This window comes from Streptomyces avermitilis MA-4680 = NBRC 14893, assembly GCF_000009765.2.
GTDB lineage: Bacteria > Actinomycetota > Actinomycetes > Streptomycetales > Streptomycetaceae > Streptomyces > Streptomyces avermitilis.
On record NC_003155.5, the window covers coordinates 7109134 to 7123581 of the forward strand.

General features: G+C 71.4%; 14 protein-coding genes. 1 reads left to right on the forward strand and 13 read right to left on the reverse strand.

Features of this window, described 5'->3' with window-relative positions; genetic code table 11:
- Positions 1-11: 11 nt before the first annotated feature.
- From SAVERM_RS30420 to SAVERM_RS30470, 11 genes are all read right to left on the reverse strand, one after another.
- Positions 12-1250, reverse strand: a complete 1239-nt coding sequence (locus SAVERM_RS30420; RefSeq protein ID WP_037645807.1) for an MCE family protein — start codon at positions 1248-1250, stop codon at positions 12-14.
- Between the two features lie 5 nt (positions 1251-1255).
- Positions 1256-2059, reverse strand: a complete 804-nt coding sequence (locus SAVERM_RS30425; protein WP_010987302.1) for an MlaE family ABC transporter permease — start codon at positions 2057-2059, stop codon at positions 1256-1258.
- 3 nt (positions 2060-2062) lie between these two features.
- The gene (locus SAVERM_RS30430) at positions 2063-2833 is read right to left on the reverse strand and encodes an MlaE family ABC transporter permease (RefSeq protein WP_010987303.1); all 771 of its coding nucleotides are present in this window, start codon (positions 2831-2833) and stop codon (positions 2063-2065) included.
- A complete protein-coding gene (locus SAVERM_RS30435; protein WP_037645809.1) occupies positions 2830-3774 on the reverse strand; it encodes an ABC transporter ATP-binding protein in 945 nt (314 codons plus the stop codon). The genes SAVERM_RS30430 and SAVERM_RS30435 overlap by 4 nt, the downstream gene beginning before the upstream one ends.
- A gap of 170 nt (positions 3775-3944) precedes the next feature.
- On the reverse strand, positions 3945-4979 hold the full coding sequence (locus tag SAVERM_RS30440; protein WP_010987305.1) for an RNA polymerase sigma factor: 1035 nt from the start codon (positions 4977-4979) through the stop codon (positions 3945-3947).
- 54 nt (positions 4980-5033) lie between these two features.
- Positions 5034-6086 (reverse strand): lytic transglycosylase domain-containing protein, encoded by a 1053-nt coding sequence (locus SAVERM_RS30445; RefSeq protein WP_010987306.1) that lies wholly within the window; start codon positions 6084-6086, stop codon positions 5034-5036.
- A 185-nt stretch (positions 6087-6271) separates the two neighbouring features.
- On the reverse strand, positions 6272-8182 hold the full coding sequence (locus SAVERM_RS30450) for a M64 family metallopeptidase (RefSeq protein WP_010987307.1): 1911 nt from the start codon (positions 8180-8182) through the stop codon (positions 6272-6274).
- 9 nt (positions 8183-8191) lie between these two features.
- Entirely contained in the window at positions 8192-8641 is a 450-nt protein-coding gene (locus tag SAVERM_RS30455; protein WP_107083251.1) for a hypothetical protein, read from the reverse strand.
- A 317-nt stretch (positions 8642-8958) separates the two neighbouring features.
- Positions 8959-10284: a hypothetical protein gene (locus SAVERM_RS30460; protein WP_237528920.1), complete on the reverse strand. Its 1326-nt coding sequence runs from the start codon at positions 10282-10284 to the stop codon at positions 8959-8961.
- A 258-nt stretch (positions 10285-10542) separates the two neighbouring features.
- Positions 10543-10896, reverse strand: a complete 354-nt coding sequence (locus SAVERM_RS30465; RefSeq protein ID WP_010987310.1) for a MazG-like family protein — start codon at positions 10894-10896, stop codon at positions 10543-10545.
- Between the two features lie 22 nt (positions 10897-10918).
- A complete protein-coding gene (locus SAVERM_RS30470) occupies positions 10919-11464 on the reverse strand; it encodes a DoxX family protein (protein WP_010987311.1) in 546 nt (181 codons plus the stop codon).
- A gap of 165 nt (positions 11465-11629) precedes the next feature.
- On the opposite strand from SAVERM_RS30470, the gene SAVERM_RS30475 reads away from it, so the two are divergent.
- Positions 11630-11956, forward strand: a complete 327-nt coding sequence (locus SAVERM_RS30475) for a hypothetical protein (protein ID WP_010987312.1) — start codon at positions 11630-11632, stop codon at positions 11954-11956.
- A gap of 130 nt (positions 11957-12086) precedes the next feature.
- Here the strand turns inward: SAVERM_RS30475 and SAVERM_RS30480 are convergent, their stop codons facing one another.
- Positions 12087-12827 (reverse strand): ABC transporter ATP-binding protein, encoded by a 741-nt coding sequence (locus SAVERM_RS30480; protein WP_010987313.1) that lies wholly within the window; start codon positions 12825-12827, stop codon positions 12087-12089.
- 104 nt (positions 12828-12931) lie between these two features.
- Entirely contained in the window at positions 12932-14389 is a 1458-nt protein-coding gene (locus SAVERM_RS30485) for an ABC transporter permease (protein WP_010987314.1), read from the reverse strand.
- Between the last annotated feature and the right edge of the window lie 59 nt (positions 14390-14448).

Genomic DNA, 14448 nt, shown 5'->3' on the forward strand with positions numbered 1-14448 from the left:
CCTCGTGATCCTCATGCGACGCTCACCGCCGTCCCGCGCGCCATCGGTCCGAACAGCAGGGTCGCGACCGGCGGCACCTGGTCGGCGGGCACACCCAAGACGGGCGCGACGAGCGAGCCGACGGAGCGCTGCTCGGCCCGGGTGGCGGAGACGCCGCCCGGGCCGCCGGACGCACTTCCCTTCGTCGAACCGTCGTTGAGGTGGACCCCGGGCGCGGGCACCGGCGGATGGGGCAGGTCGCGGCAGTTGGGCCCCGATCGATCGTCGTAGCGCGGATACTCGCCGGGTTCGTACGCCCCCTGCTGTCGGACTACCTCGAGCGTGATGTGCATCTTGCCGCCCCGGAACGCCTGCTCGGATGCCTGCTCCTCGCGCACCAGGCCGGCGAAGAGGCAGGGGTACTCGGGCGAGTAGCGGGCGAAGAGGTCGAGCGTGGGGCGGGAGACCCGGCCCAGGGTGATCAGCCGGTCACCGTTCGCGTCGAGGAAGTCGTCCGCGGTGCCCGCGGCAGTGGCCGTCGTGGTGAGCGCGGACGCGAGCCGGTCCCGCTGCTCGACCAGGGTGCGGCTGGTGGTGACGGTGTTGCGCAGGATCTCCATCAGGTCGGGAGCCGCGTCGCCGTACACCTCGGCGACGTCGGCCAGCCGCGCGAAGTCCTCGGTGAGGGAGGGCAGGTGCGGATTGAGGCGGTGCAGATAGTCCTCCACGCGCGTGAGGTTGTCGCCGATCCGGTCGCCGCGCCCCTCGAGGGCGGTGGCGAACGCGGAGAGCGTGGCGTTGAGCTTGCCGGGCTGCACGGTCCGCAGCAGCGGCAGCAGGTCGTTCATCAGCTGCTGGAGCTCGATGCCGACGCGGGTGCGGTCCTGGGTGATGACATCGCCGGCGCGGATGGGCCGGGCCGAGGAGCGCGCGGGCGCGACCAGGTCGACGTACTTCTCGCCGAACAGCGTCTTGGGCAGCAGGCGTGCGTGCGCGTCGGACGGGATGGACGCGACGTACTCCGGCTTGAGCGCGATGTCGAGCGTCGCCTTCGTCCCGTCGGCATGCACCGCGCGCACCTCGCCGACCAGCAGCCCGCGCAGCTTGACGTCGGCGCGCGGATCGAGCTGGTTGCCGAGGCTGTCGGCCTCCAACTTGATCCGTACGGCCGGGGTGAACACCTGCTGGTACACGGCGACGGACAGGGACAGCAGCAGCGCGAGCACGGCGAGGAACACGACGCCGTACAACCGCAGTCTCAGCACTCTCATCCGGCTCACCCCGCAATCCGGACGGTCGTGCCGGCGCCCCAGATCGCGAGCGACAGGAAGAAGTCCAGGACGTTGATCGCGACGATCGAGGTGCGTACGGCGCGGCCCACGGCGACGCCGACGCCCGCCGGGCCGCCGCTCGCGTAGTAGCCGTAGAAGCAGTGCACCAGGATGATCAGGACGGCGAAGACGAGCACCTTCCCGAAGGACCACAGCACGTCGACCGGCGGCAGGTACTGCTGGAAGTAGTGGTCGTAGGTGCCCGCCGACTGCCCGTAGTAGCCGGTGGTGATGGTGCGGGCGGCGAAGTACGAGGACAGCAGCCCGACCACGTACAGCGGGATCACCGCGACGAAACCGGCGATCATCCGGGTGGTCACCAGGAACGGCAGCGAGGGCACGCCCATGACTTCGAGGGCGTCGGTCTCCTCGCTGATCCGCATCGCGCCCAGCTGCGCCGTGAACCCGGCGCCCACCGTCGCGGACAGCGCGAGCCCCGCCACCAGTGGCGCGATCTCCCGGGTGTTGAAGTACGCCGAGAGGAACGCCACGAAGTTCGAGGTGCCGAGCTGGTTGAGCGCGGCGTAGCCCTGGAGGCCCACCTCCGTGCCGGTGAAGAACGACAGGAAGGCGATGACGCCGACCGTGCCGCCCACGACGGCGAGGGCGCCGCGTCCGAAGCTCACCTCGGCGAGCAGCCGCAGGATCTCCTTCTTGTAGCGGCGTACGGTGCGGCCCGTCCACGCCAACGAGCGGCCGTAGAAGGACAACTGGCTGCCCAGTTCCTCCAGACGATTCAGCAGCGCCACGACTCAGCCCCTCTGCGGAACGACTTGGAAGTACACGGCGGTCATCACGAAGTTCGTCACGAACAGCAACATGAAGGTGATCACCACCGACTGGTTCACCGCGTCGCCCACGCCCTTCGGGCCGCCCTTCGCGGTGAGTCCCTTGTACGAGGCGACGATCGCGGCGATCGCCCCGAACACCAGCGCCTTGGCCTCCGCCGCCCACAGGTCGGAGAGCTGGGCGAGCGTGGTGAAGGAGGCGAGATACGCGCCCGGCGTGCCGTTCTGCAGGACGACGTTGAAGAAGTAGCCGCCCGCGACGCCCACCACCGACACCAGGCCGTTGAGCAGCACCGCCACCACCATCGACGCCAGGACCCGCGGGACGACCAGCCGGTGGATGGGGTCGATGCCCAGCACCTGCATCGCGTCGATCTCCTCGCGGATCTTCCGCGCCCCGAGATCCGCGCAGATCGCCGTGCCGCCGGCGCCCGCGATCAGCAGCGCGGTGACGATCGGCGAGGCCTCCCGCAGCACCGCGAGGACCGAGGCGGCCCCGGAGAAGGACTGGGCGCCGAGCTGCCGGGTCAGGCTGCCGATCTGCAGCGCGATGACCGCGCCGAAGGGGATGGACACCAGCGCCGTCGGCAGGATGGTGACGCTCGCGACGAACCAGGCCTGCTGGATGAACTCCCGCGCCTGGAAAGGCCGTCGGGGGATGGTCCGGACGACGTCCAGCGCCATCGCGAAGAGGCTCCCCGAGTGCCTCAGCGCCCCGGTGGGTGACAGTCTCATGCGCCGGTCACCGCCTTCCGGTGCAGTTCGGCCTCGCGTCTCGCGATCGCCTCCCAGCGGGCCGGACGGGCGATGCCGGGGCCCGGCATCAGGCGCGGCGTCATGTCGTTGCCGACGTGGCGGGGTTCGCGGTCCGTGTCGCCGAGCCGCGCCAGCTCCTGCTCGACCTGCGCGGCGTCCTTCTCCTCCGCCATCCCGATCGGCCCCTGCATCCGGCCGTTCAGGAACTGCCGTACGACGGGCTCGTCGCTGGTCAGCAGCTCCTCACGGGGCCCGAACATGACCAGCTCACGGCGGAACAACAGCCCGATGTTGTCCGGCACCTGGCGGGCCGAGGCGATGTCGTGCGTGACGATCAGGAACGTCGCGTTGATCTGCGCGTTGAGGTCGACGATGAGCTGGTTGAGGTACGCGACGCGCACCGGGTCGAGGCCCGAGTCCGGTTCGTCGAACAGGATGATCTCCGGATCGAGGACCAGCGCTCGTGCCAGCCCGGCCCGTTTGCGCATCCCACCGGAGATCTCGCCGGGCAGCTTCCCCTCCGAACCGATCAGCCCGACCATGTCCATCTTCTCCAGCACGATGCGCCGGATCTGGCTCTCGGACTTACGGGTGTGCTCCCGCAGCGGGAAAGCGATGTTGTCGTACAGGCTCATCGAGCCGAACAGCGCGCCGTCCTGGAACAACACCCCGAACAGCTTCCGCACCTCGTACAGCTCGTGCTCGCGCAGCTTGGTGACGTCCCGGCCCGCGACCTTCACGGAACCCCGGTCCGGCTTCAGCAGTCCGACGAGCGTCTTGAGGAACACCGACTTGCCCGTGCCCGAGGGGCCGAGCATGACCGAGACCTCCCCGGCGGGCAGCGTCAGCGAGACGTCCTGCCAGATGACCTGCTGACCGAAGGACTTGGTCAGCCCTTCCACACAGATCTCGACACCCATCCGGTCCACCCTTCGGCCGTGGAGCAGCTCCGACATCTGCTCTACGGGGAGGGGCCGGGCGTCCGTCGCGACGGAGGCGGTTTTTTTCGGGGGTCTTGCGGCCGGGTTTCCGGCAGCTCGGCGGCCGCGCCATTTCCGCTGGTGCTGCGGCAGTGCCTTTTCCGGCGGTGCTACGGCAGTACGGTCGGGGTCGGTACGTCGGCCGGCGCGGGGGGCGTGGCGGGAGCCTCCGGGAGGGCCCGACGCGTCGTCGGGACCGTGGACGTGGTCGGCAGATCGGAGAGGCCGGGCACGCTCGGCAGGTCGGACACGCCGGGGACGGACGGCACCGGTGACAGCGAGGCATCCGGCAGCGGTGGCACCGACAGAGGCAGCAGCGACCGGTCGTGATCGCCGGGCGGCACCGTAGGCGTCGCTGCGTGAGACGTCGAGGCGGCCGACAGAGCACGGCCGTTCGGGGCGGCCACCCTGCCGAAGCCGTCGGGCCGGACGGTCTGGGTGGTCGTCTGGGCCATGCGGGACACGGAGGGACGGGGAGCTGTGCCCTGCCCGTCCCCGTTGTGGACGTACGGCAACACGAACCCCGCCACCACCAGGGTCGCGGCCGTCGACGTCACCACCGCGGCCTGCGTGTGTCCGCCCGCGCGCGGTTTGCCGCGCCCCCACAGGAACAGGGCGAGGCCCAGCGTTCCGGCCAGCGAGCTGCGCAGCGTGCGCCGGGCCCGGGCGAGCAGCGACTCGACGGTGCGATAACTCAGCCCCATGCGCACGGCGACCTGGCCGACGTCGAGGTCCTCGGACTTCAGCCGGAGCGCCTCGGCCTGGCGCGCGGGCAGCTCCCCGCTGCGCACGGCCAGCCACCTGGCCTCGGCCCGGTCGCACACCGCCTCCTCGACGGGCACCGGACCCGGCGCGGCGAGCGTGGGGCTGCGGTGTACCTCGGCCTCACGGTTGACCTGGCGGTACCGATCGACGCACAGCCGCATGGTCACGGTCGTCAGCCAGGCGCCGAGGCGCTCGTCGTCCAAGTCGGGGCGCTCCGCGGCGCGCAGCATCGCCTCGTGCACCGCGTCCTCGGCGTCCTCCGGGCTCATCGACCTGCGCCGGGCCACCTTGAGCAGTTGCTCGCGGTGGCTCCACATGCGCTGCCAACGGTCGTGGGCCGCCTGTATCTCCGCAGGCATGTCCGGCATGTCCGTCGCCATGAGAGCCCCTTTGCGCTCAGCCGCCGGTCCTGTGCCGTCCGGCGGGTGGCGACATTACCGCCCAGTATCCGCGGTTGTGGAGGGGGAGGAGGCCATCGAGTTCACACCGTTGCTGGTCAGCGGACCGTCGCTGGGCAGCAGGTCGTCGCCGGGCAGCTCGATGTCCGTGCCGGGCCGGGGGAGTTGGGGCTGCTCGGTCCCCTCGGCCCCGCCCGCCGAACGTGACCTGGTGGGGGCCGGCGAGGCAGGCGCGGACGGAGTCCGGGACGGGAAGGCTCTGGGGCGGGGGGACGGTGCCGGCTTCGGCGTGGGTTTCGGCTGCGACGGCTCGGGGCGTGTCGACGCCTTCGCGGAGCTGTCCGACACCACCCGGTGCCCCTCCAGGAAGTACGCGTACCAGGCCCTGACCGTGTGCAGATACGCCTCCGAGTGGTTGTAGCCGAGGACAGCCCGGTCGAGTTCGGCCGGGTCGGAGAGGTCTCGCCCGCCCGCACACAGGTAGCGCCCGGCGGCGAGCGCCGCGTCGAAGACGTTGTCCGGGTCGGCCCGCCCGTCGCCGTTGCCGTCCGTGCCCCAGCGGGCCCAGGTCGACGGGATGAACTGCATCGGTCCGACCGCCCGGTCGTAGGCCGGGTCCCCGTCGTACGCGCCGCCGTCGGTGTCCCGCACGACGGCGAAGGCGCCGCCGTCCAGCCGCGGCCCGAGGATCGGCGCCAGGGTCGTACCGTCCGCCGTCACCCGACCGCCGCGCGCCTGCCCGGACTCCACCTGGCCGATCGCGGCCAGCAACTGCCAGCGCAGCCGGCAGCCGGGCGCGGTGCGCGTGAGCTCCGCCTCGGCGTGCCGGTAGGCGGCGAACACGCTCGCCGGCAGCGCGGCTCCCGCCACCGACGCCCCGCCCTTGCGGTCCCGGGTCCGCAGTGGTGGGAGCTCGGTGCGGTACCGGGTGTCGCCCGACGCGCTCGGCCCGTGCTCGGCGGGCGCCTGCCGCGGGGGTACGGAGGCCCGTGCCGGGACCGCCGCCGGCGCCTGTGACGCGGTCAGAACCGCCATGGTCGCCGCCGCGATCGCCGTACCCCTGGTGCCTCTGACCCTGTGCCCTGCCATGTCGCGCTCCCCTCCCTGTGAGCTGATGTCGTCTGCTCTACGGGGCAGGGCGGCGGGTCCGTCGCACGGAGCGGGGGGATTTCAGGAAACGGGGTCCGCACGCGCGGCCGACTCGTCTGTCCTCAGGGCTCTGACCTGGCCACATGGCCAGGTCAGAGCCCTTTCGGGTGGCTGCTCGGGCCCGCTCAGGTGATGCCGAGCTGGAACCAGCCCGACCAGCCGCCCGACGCGTCCCACCAGGCGCTGTGGACGAGGCCGTCCGAGCCGACCGCGAACACGTCCAGGTGTTCGGTGACCCGGGACAGCGCCGCGACCTGGCTGCCGGGCTTGGCGACGCCGCCGGACACGTTGAACCAGGCGGCCCACCCCGTGGTGTCGTGCCACCAGGTCGAGTAGATCCGGTTGTCAGTACCGACGACGAACAGGTCCATGTGGTTCGTGTAGCGCACCACGGCGGTCACGGGCGAGCCCGCCGACGCCGCACCGCCCGACACCTGGAACCACGGGGCCCAGCCACTGCGCGCGTCCCACCACGTCGACATGATCCGGCCGTCGGACGCGGTGGTGAACAGGTCCAGATGGTCGCGATGGCGCGCCACCGCGGTCACGGTGGAGTCCGGCCGGCAGACGATGCCCGGCAGCGCGAACCACGCCGACCAGCCGCTGCGCTCGTCCCACCAGGCGCTGTAGACCCGGTTGTCCGTCCCCACCGTGAACACGTCGAGGTGGAACGGGTGGCGCGCGACGGCGGTGACGGTCGCGCCGTTCGCCGCGACACCGCCGCTGACGTGGAACCAGTCCGCCGCCCAGCCGGTACGCGCGTCCCACCACGTCGACATCGTCCGGCCGTCGGACCCGGTGGTGAACAGATCCAGGTGGTCGCTGTAACGGCTGACGACATTGACCGTCGAACCGGGCCGCGCGACGAGCGTGCCGACCCGGAACCAGGCGGCCCAGCCGCTCGACTGGTCCCACCAGGTGCTGTAGACCCGGCTGTCGGTGCCGACGACGAACAGGTCGAGATGGCCCGCGTACCGCGCCACCGAGGTGACCGGAGAGCCCGCTCCGCCGGGCGAGGCGAGCCCGCCCGAGACCTGGAACCAGCCGGCCCAGCCACTGCCCGCGTCCCACCAGTCGGACATGGTGCGCCCGTCCGCCGCCACCGCGAAGACGTCGAGATGCTCGGGATAGCGGGCGACGACGCTGATCGGTGTGCGGGGACGGGCGGGCAGCGTCGCGAGCGGGCCGATCCGGTTCCAGATCACCTGCCGGCACACCCGGCAGAACGGGATGCCGAGCGCGCGCATCTTGCAGTCGTACTCGGGCCGGAACGCGCCGCAGTGGTAGTAGTGCGCACCCTCGAAGCAGCCGACCGTCCCGGCGGGAACCGTGCTCGCCCGGCCGTCCACGGTCGAGCAGTCCGGGTTGCTCATCGTCGGCAGGGCCGTGCTCGCGGCGACCGCCCAGCCCCACTTGAGGGAAGCGCGTTGGGTGTTGAGTGTGACGTTCGGCTCGGCCGGCTCGCCCGCCGGATGGTGATCGTGCCCGGTCTCGTTGCCGCCGGCGTAGTACGCGTATTCGTCCGCCAGACCGTACGCGGTGTGCCCGATCTCGTGGAGGGCGATCTCCGTCGCGCCGCCGGCCAGGGAGTACGTGCCGACGGACCCGCCGCTGCCCCCGTAGACCGTGGAATTCACGACGACGATGGCGACGGAGAACTCCGGCACCTGCGCGGCGGCCGTCGTCAGGACCGTCGAGTTGTTGCAGATGAGGAGGCGCCGGATGCCGTTGCCGCCGAAACTCGCGTCGAAATAGGTGCGTGCCGTCGCGCCGGTGCCGCCGGCCGCGGCGGGATCGTCGGCGCCCGAGTCGGTGGAGGCGACGTTGACCCGCCAGACGTTGATGGCCGGCGAGAGCTCGTCGTAGGGCGGAGTGGCGCGTAACGCGGTGACGAAGGCCGCGCAGGCGTTGTTGAAGTCGGTCTGCTGGGCGGCGGTGAACCCGTCACCGAGCAGTACGACGGTGAAGGCCCGGTTGCGCGGCGCGGATCCGAAGATCTGGGTGTGGCCCTGAACGGTGCCGTCGGACGTGGTCATCTCCGCCGCCTACCGCTCGAGCCGGAAGGTGGCGAGGTCGACGGCCGGCGCCGCTCCCGGCGGTGGACTGGTGGCGCCGCCGCCTGGCGCCACACCCTCCTCGGGACCCGTCGGCGCGACCCGGACGACGGCGACCTGGGTGGCCGCGGCCGGTGCCGGGAGGATCACCGTGAACGCCCCCCGGGCCTCCACGTCGACCCGGGTGATCGGCTCCGCGTGGTCCTCCGGGAAGACCTCGGCGCTCTCCACGAAGGCGCCGCGGGCGGGGACGCGGGCGAGACGCCGCCCACTGTCGTCCCGTACCTCCACGAAGTTGCCGGGACGCACTTCGGGCGGGGCGTCGAAGCCACTGATCACCGCATCGACCGGTTGTTGGGAGACGAGGCGCACCGTATCGCCCTCGTACTCGAAGATCAGACGGACGGCGGGGGAGGCGGGCGTCTGCTGCGGTGCTGCCATGCGGATCCTCCAGCTGGGACTCGGCTCCCCGCCGATGCTCCTCGCCCGCGACATACAGGGCAATGGCGACACCCGTCCGCGGCCGGGAACTCGCCCCGCCGTGCTCATGACCGTCTAACAGCGGCTCACGCAATGAGCTGAACCCGACGCGTGATCGCGCAGCACGGGGCGGGGCGGTCCCGGCGTGCGCCATTCCCGACCGCGGCTCCTGCGCCGACCGAGGCCGGGGGGTAAGCCGGTACGGCCGCGAGGCCGGGGGCAAGCCGAAACGGCCGAGGCAGCCACCGTGCCCGCGGCCGCGCCCCGGCCGCGTGCGCTCAGTTCGTGACCGTGAACCAGGTCGTCCGCGCCTTCTTCCACTCGTCGTGGGTGAGGTCCTTGGCCTCCGTGCCGTCGCCGTACAGGTCCGCCGAGCCGGCGTCGGTGAGCAGCTGGGCGCGGGCCCCGGACACGGTGAGGTCGGGCACGTCGACGACCGACTCCCAGCCGCCCGGATCGCTGGTCGGCAGGTCGAGGCGCTTGACCGGGGCGTGCGCCGGGACGCCGTCCCAGGAGTAGAGGGCGTACGGGTCGGAGTTGTCGTCGGCGGCCCAGGAACCGGCGAGGATCAGGTACTGGTTCGCCGCGTTCCTACGGATGTCACGGACCGAAAGCCCGCCGAGGTCCAGCTCGATCGGCGCACCGAAGACGGCGGACGAGCCCGTCGCCACCTTGTCGATGTTGGTGACGGGGACGAGGAGCGCCCTGCCGCCCGGCACCGCGGGAGCCAGCGGGGCGCGGAAACCGAGGTACGCGGTCGTGGTCGAGCCGGGCGCGAACTCCAGGCCCTCCACGTTGAACCCGTCGATCTGCTTGGGCACTTGGCCGTCCGCGGTGCCCGCCGCGAAGCCGTAGCGGTCGCCGTTCGCCTCGTCCCAGGCCACCAGGTCCTCGCGGAGCTTCGCGTACGAGCCGCCGTACGACAGGGAGGTGCTCGCGCCCGAACCGGTCACCTTGGTCGTGAACAGCGTGTTGCGGGCGGACTTGTACTCGCCGTCCTTGTTGTTGCCGAGCGAGCCGGTCCAGTAGATCGTGTCGCCGACGCGGGCGGCGCCCTCGATGTCGACCTCCTTCGAGACCCCGATCCGCGAGCTGAAGTCCCAGGTCTTCAGGGGCGCGCCGGACACCGAACGGTCGTACAGACGAAGGACGTTGGACTCGTCGTCCGCGACCACCACGTGGCCCCCGCCCACGTCGACGGCGGCCGAGGCGTCGCTGGAACCGGTGAAGTAGCGGGTGTCGGCGCCGTGCTGGACGGCGGCGGACGCCGCGTAGTGCAGGGTCTTCGAGGCGCTCTGCCCGTCCACGCCGGTGACCTTGAGCGTGAGGTCGGTGTAGCCCTGGCCGCGGGCGGCGACGGCGACCCGGCGGGTGGCGCCGGTGCCGGTCACGGCGACGTCGGCGGTCGTGGCCACGGAGGTCCTGCTGCTCTTGGTGACGGTGACCGTGAGCGCCCCGGCGTCGGCACCGCTCTGCGCGACGGTCACGGTCACGGCCGGGTCCCCGGCCGCGCCGACCGCGCCGGACAGATACGCCGCGGACAGTGTGATGCCGGGGGTGCCGAAACTCGCCGCCCGCGCCTGGCTTCCCGTACCTGGTCCCATGATGGCGAGCGTAAGCACTCCGGTGGCCACGGCAACCGCACGACGGCCTTTGGGGGAAACGTAGTCCAGCACAGGGACCCTTTCGTCGGCTCGATGTCGACGAGAAGACTCAGCCGCGCCCGCCAACGTGGGGCGGCCCCGCTACGTACACCGGGTGAACAACTCCGGTCGTGCGTACACCGGACGACCGGACGGACGTCCAGGGCACCGGCGGCATACGTCCGTTGCTCGTAGCCCGTGGTCAAGTCCTGCCGCCCCTCAAGGGGTTCGGGGTCCCAGCGATCGCTCCGTAACCCTCGCCAGATGCGCGGCGAACACGTCCCGCGCGTCCGGGCCGAGCGTGCGCAGCGCCACCATCGCCGTGATCACCACGTCGCACAGTTCCGCCTGCACGTCCTCCCACGTGTGTGTCGTCCCCTTGCGCGGGTTCTGGCCCGTCGCCCCGATCACCGCCTGGGCGACCTCGCCGACCTCCTCCGACAGCTTCAGCACGCGCAGCAGGAGGCCCTCCTGACCGCCGTGCGCCCGGTGGGCGTCCAGCCAGGAGTGCAGGTCCTCGATCGACCCCCAGGGGTCGGCGGATGCGTCCGGAGCCATGCCCTGATCACTCATGCGCGCAGCCTGCCACGCCCCGTCACTCCTCGAACAGCATCTCCTGCTCGCCCTGTGCCGCCCGCCGCAGCCGCTTGTTGCGCGCCCCCACCACCACCGCCGTGCCCGCCGCCGTCACACCCAGCGCCACCGGAACCATCCACCCGCGGTTCACGGCGTGACCGAGCCGATGGTCCACGGACAACCGTCCCGGCCCCGTCACCGCGAGACCCGCCCCCAACAGGGCCAGGGTCGCGGCGTACTCGTAGCCGCCGCTCTGCGCGAAGAACCCGTTGGGCGCATGCACCGCCGCCGCGCCCACCATGGCGCCGGCCGCCGCCGCACCCGCCGCGGGGGTCGCGAGCCCCAGCGCGAGGAGCGTGCCCCCGCCGGCCTCGGCGAGTCCCGCCGCCGTGGCGCTCGCCTTCCCCGGCGCGTAGCCCACGGACTCCATGAACTGACCGGTTCCCTCGAGTCCGGCCCCGCCGAACCACCCGAACAGCTTCTGCGCTCCGTGCGCGGCCAGTACCCCGCCGGTGCCCAGACGGAGCAGCAGCAGTCCCAGATCACTTCGGTCGAAACAGGTCACGACGACTCCCGGAACAGACGGAACGAACAGCGGGAAACACAGCGGGAAACACAGTGGGAAACGAACCCCTCCCGTGCCTCCACCGTCGCACCGATCACCCGTGCCCGACCGGCCCGCGCCGCCGTTCGGGTGGCGAGGCCCGGGGGCCGGTGTGAGTCTGCTGGCATGACGATTCAGGTAGCGAAACTCAGTGACCCGGCCGTCCGGGCCTTCGTCACCGCGGTGAACGCCCACGACCGGGACGCGTTCCAGGCCCTCCTCGCCTCCGGCGCGACCATGTCCGACGACGGGGCCGACCGTGACCTCACCGACTGGACCGAGCGGGAGATCTTCTCCTCCCACGGCCACATGAACGTCGACAACGAGTCCAAGGGCGGCCGCGCCCTCATCGCCCGCTACCGCAACGACACCTGGGGCGAGATGCGCACGAAGTGGAGCTTCGTCGTCGAGGACAACGGCCGGATCTCCCACTTCGAGACCGGTCAGGCCTGATCGCCCGTACGGCGTCCCGCACACCCTCGTTCTCGGGAGGTGAGCGGCCGCGGTCAGGGGGGATCAGTCCCCCCTGACCGGCCGTACTGCCAACGCCCGTACGAGCCGCCGCTACTGCCCGTACGAGCCGCTACTGCCCGTACGGGCCGCCGCCCTGCTCGGCGTACTGGGGTGCCGCGGCGCGCCGCAGCCCGCCGCCCTGCTCGGTCAGTGTGAGCTGCCCGGCCTTGATGGTGGCCAGGCGCGGTGCCCGGCGGGCGATCGACGAGTCGTGGGTGACCATGATGAACGTCAGCCCGTACTCGTGCCACAGCCCTTCGAGCAGGCCCATGATGTCGTCGCGGGTGCCCTCGTCGAGGTTGCCGGTCGGCTCGTCGGCGAGCAGCACCTTCGGCTTCTTGACCAGCGCGCGGGCGATGGCGACACGCTGCTGCTGACCGCCGGACAGCTCGGTCGGAACATGGCTGAGCCGCTCGCCGAGGCCCACCGAGCGCAGCGCGTCCGCGGCCCGCTCGCGCCGCTCCGCGGGCTTCACACCCAGCGGCACGAGCGCGGTCTCGACGTTCTCCTGCGCGGTCAGCGTCGGAATGAGGTTGAACGCCTGGAAGATGATGCCGATCTTCTCGGCGCGCAGCCGGGTCAGCTTGGCCTCGCTGATGGAGGCGAGGTCCACGCCGTCCAGCTCGACGCTGCCGGCGGACGGACGGTCGAGGCCGCCGATCATCTGGAGGAGGGTGGACTTGCCGCCGCCCGTGGGGCCCTGGATGACGAGCTGGTCGCCGTCCTCGATGACGAGGTCGATGCCGCGCAGCGCCTCCACCGTCTCCTTGCCCCGCGTGTAGCGCTTGGTGACGCCGGTGAGCTTGTACATGGGTTCTCCGTGAAAGCGTGAAGGAAGAAGGAAGGGGTCGGGGCGCCGTGACCCGGGGGGAACGGACACGAGCGCCCCGGTCGGGGGGAGGGGGAGGGAGAGGGTTACTGGACGCTGCGCAGCGCGTCGGCGGGGCGCATCCGGGAGGCGCGCCAGCCGCCTATCGCACCGGCGATCAGACCGCCGGCGATGGCCAGGCCCGCGGCGAGCGCGATGGTGGTCAGCGAGACCGGCGCGGACAGCGCGATGTCCATGGTGGTGGACGCGGCCTGCCGGCCGGGACCGCCCTGGCCGCCGGGACCGCCGCCCATAGCGCCCCCGCCGGAGCCGAGCTGCGCGGTCAGTGTCGGGCTGATCGCGGTGACCGAGTACGCCGCCGCGAGACCGATCGCGATGCCGAGGGCGCCGCCGAGCAGACCGTTCACGATGGACTCGCCCACGACCTGCCGGGTGACCTTGCCGCTGGGCCAGCCGAGCGCCTTCAGCGTGCCGAACTCACGGACGCGCCGGCTGACCGCCGAGGAGGTGAGCAGCGCGGCGACGAGGAACGCGGCGACGAGGACCGCGATGGACAGCCACTTGCCGACGCTGGTCGCCAGGTTGGAGGCCGTCGACAGCGAACCGGAGACGGTGTCCGCGAGGTCGGCGGAGGTGGTGACCGTCGTCCCGTCGATGTTCTTCTGGATGGTCGTCTTGACGGTGTCGATCTGCTTCGAGTCGGTCGCCTTGACGTAGATCGTGGTGACCTTGTTCTTCGAGTCGCCGAGCGTCTGCGCCTGCTTCAGCGGCAGGTAGACGTCGGTGGTCGACTCGCTGCTGTCGGGCGTCGCGATACCGATGACCGTGTACTTGGTGCCGGAGATCTTGATGGTCTTGCCGACCGTGTACTTGTTCTCCTTGGCGTACGACTTGCTGAGCACCGCGACCTTCGCGTTGGTCTGCGACGTCGTGAACGTCTTGCCCTTGGTGATCTTCGACGTGGCGAGCGGGCCGAGGTCCTGGTGGGTGACGTCGACGCCGGCCACCGAGTACGAGTTCACGTCGAAGGAGGCGCCGCCGCCCTGCACCTGCGGCTGGCCGGTGCTGGTGCCGCCGCCGGGACCGCCCTGGCCGCCGCCCTGCTGCTGGGTGGTCGACGACTTCGCCTTGCCCTGGGTGAAGGAACCGTCGACCTTGGTGACGTTCAGGCTCAGCGCGCCCACCGCGCTCGCCACGCCCTTCTGGGCCGCGACCTTCTCGACGAGCGAGGACTTCAGGGCCTGACCGCCCTGCGTCATCACCCGGTCCGAGCTCTGGGTGTCGCTGCTGTCCGACTTGGCGTCGAAGTCGAACTTGGGTCTGCCCGAGGCGTTGCCGGAGGGCGCCGCCTGGGCCTTGGTGACGGTCATGTCCGTGCCGAGCCCGTACAGCGACTTGAGGACCTTGTCCTGTGCCTGCTGCATGCCGGCCGACACCGAGTTGACGGTGATGACCAGGGCGATACCGAGCGCCAGACCCATGGCGATGACCAGAGCCGCCTTCTTGCGCCGGCTCAGCTCGCGCTTGAGATAGATGCCAAACATCCCGTTCCTCGAAGGTTCTTGGCGCCCGCTGTGGGCGCTGCCACAAGCTAGGGAGAAAC

What these genes read in the sequence shown, in the direction of transcription:
- SAVERM_RS30420 (WP_037645807.1), bottom strand. Translation starts at nt 1,250, where the DNA reads ATGAGAGTGCTGAGACTGCGGTTGTACGGCGTCGTGTTCCTCGCCGTG.
- SAVERM_RS30430 (WP_010987303.1), bottom strand. Translation starts at nt 2,833, where the DNA reads ATGAGACTGTCACCCACCGGGGCGCTGAGGCACTCGGGGAGCCTCTTC.
- SAVERM_RS30435 (WP_037645809.1), bottom strand. Translation starts at nt 3,774, where the DNA reads ATGGGTGTCGAGATCTGTGTGGAAGGGCTGACCAAGTCCTTCGGTCAG.
- SAVERM_RS30440 (WP_010987305.1), bottom strand. Translation starts at nt 4,979, where the DNA reads ATGGCGACGGACATGCCGGACATGCCTGCGGAGATACAGGCGGCCCAC.
- SAVERM_RS30445 (WP_010987306.1), bottom strand. Translation starts at nt 6,086, where the DNA reads ATGGCAGGGCACAGGGTCAGAGGCACCAGGGGTACGGCGATCGCGGCG.
- SAVERM_RS30450 (WP_010987307.1), bottom strand. Translation starts at nt 8,182, where the DNA reads ATGACCACGTCCGACGGCACCGTTCAGGGCCACACCCAGATCTTCGGA.
- SAVERM_RS30455 (WP_107083251.1), bottom strand. Translation starts at nt 8,641, where the DNA reads ATGGCAGCACCGCAGCAGACGCCCGCCTCCCCCGCCGTCCGTCTGATC.
- SAVERM_RS30460 (WP_237528920.1), bottom strand. Translation starts at nt 10,284, where the DNA reads ATGGGACCAGGTACGGGAAGCCAGGCGCGGGCGGCGAGTTTCGGCACC.
- SAVERM_RS30465 (WP_010987310.1), bottom strand. Translation starts at nt 10,896, where the DNA reads ATGAGTGATCAGGGCATGGCTCCGGACGCATCCGCCGACCCCTGGGGG.
- SAVERM_RS30475 (WP_010987312.1), top strand. Translation starts at nt 11,630, where the DNA reads ATGACGATTCAGGTAGCGAAACTCAGTGACCCGGCCGTCCGGGCCTTC.
- SAVERM_RS30480 (WP_010987313.1), bottom strand. Translation starts at nt 12,827, where the DNA reads ATGTACAAGCTCACCGGCGTCACCAAGCGCTACACGCGGGGCAAGGAG.
- SAVERM_RS30485 (WP_010987314.1), bottom strand. Translation starts at nt 14,389, where the DNA reads ATGTTTGGCATCTATCTCAAGCGCGAGCTGAGCCGGCGCAAGAAGGCG.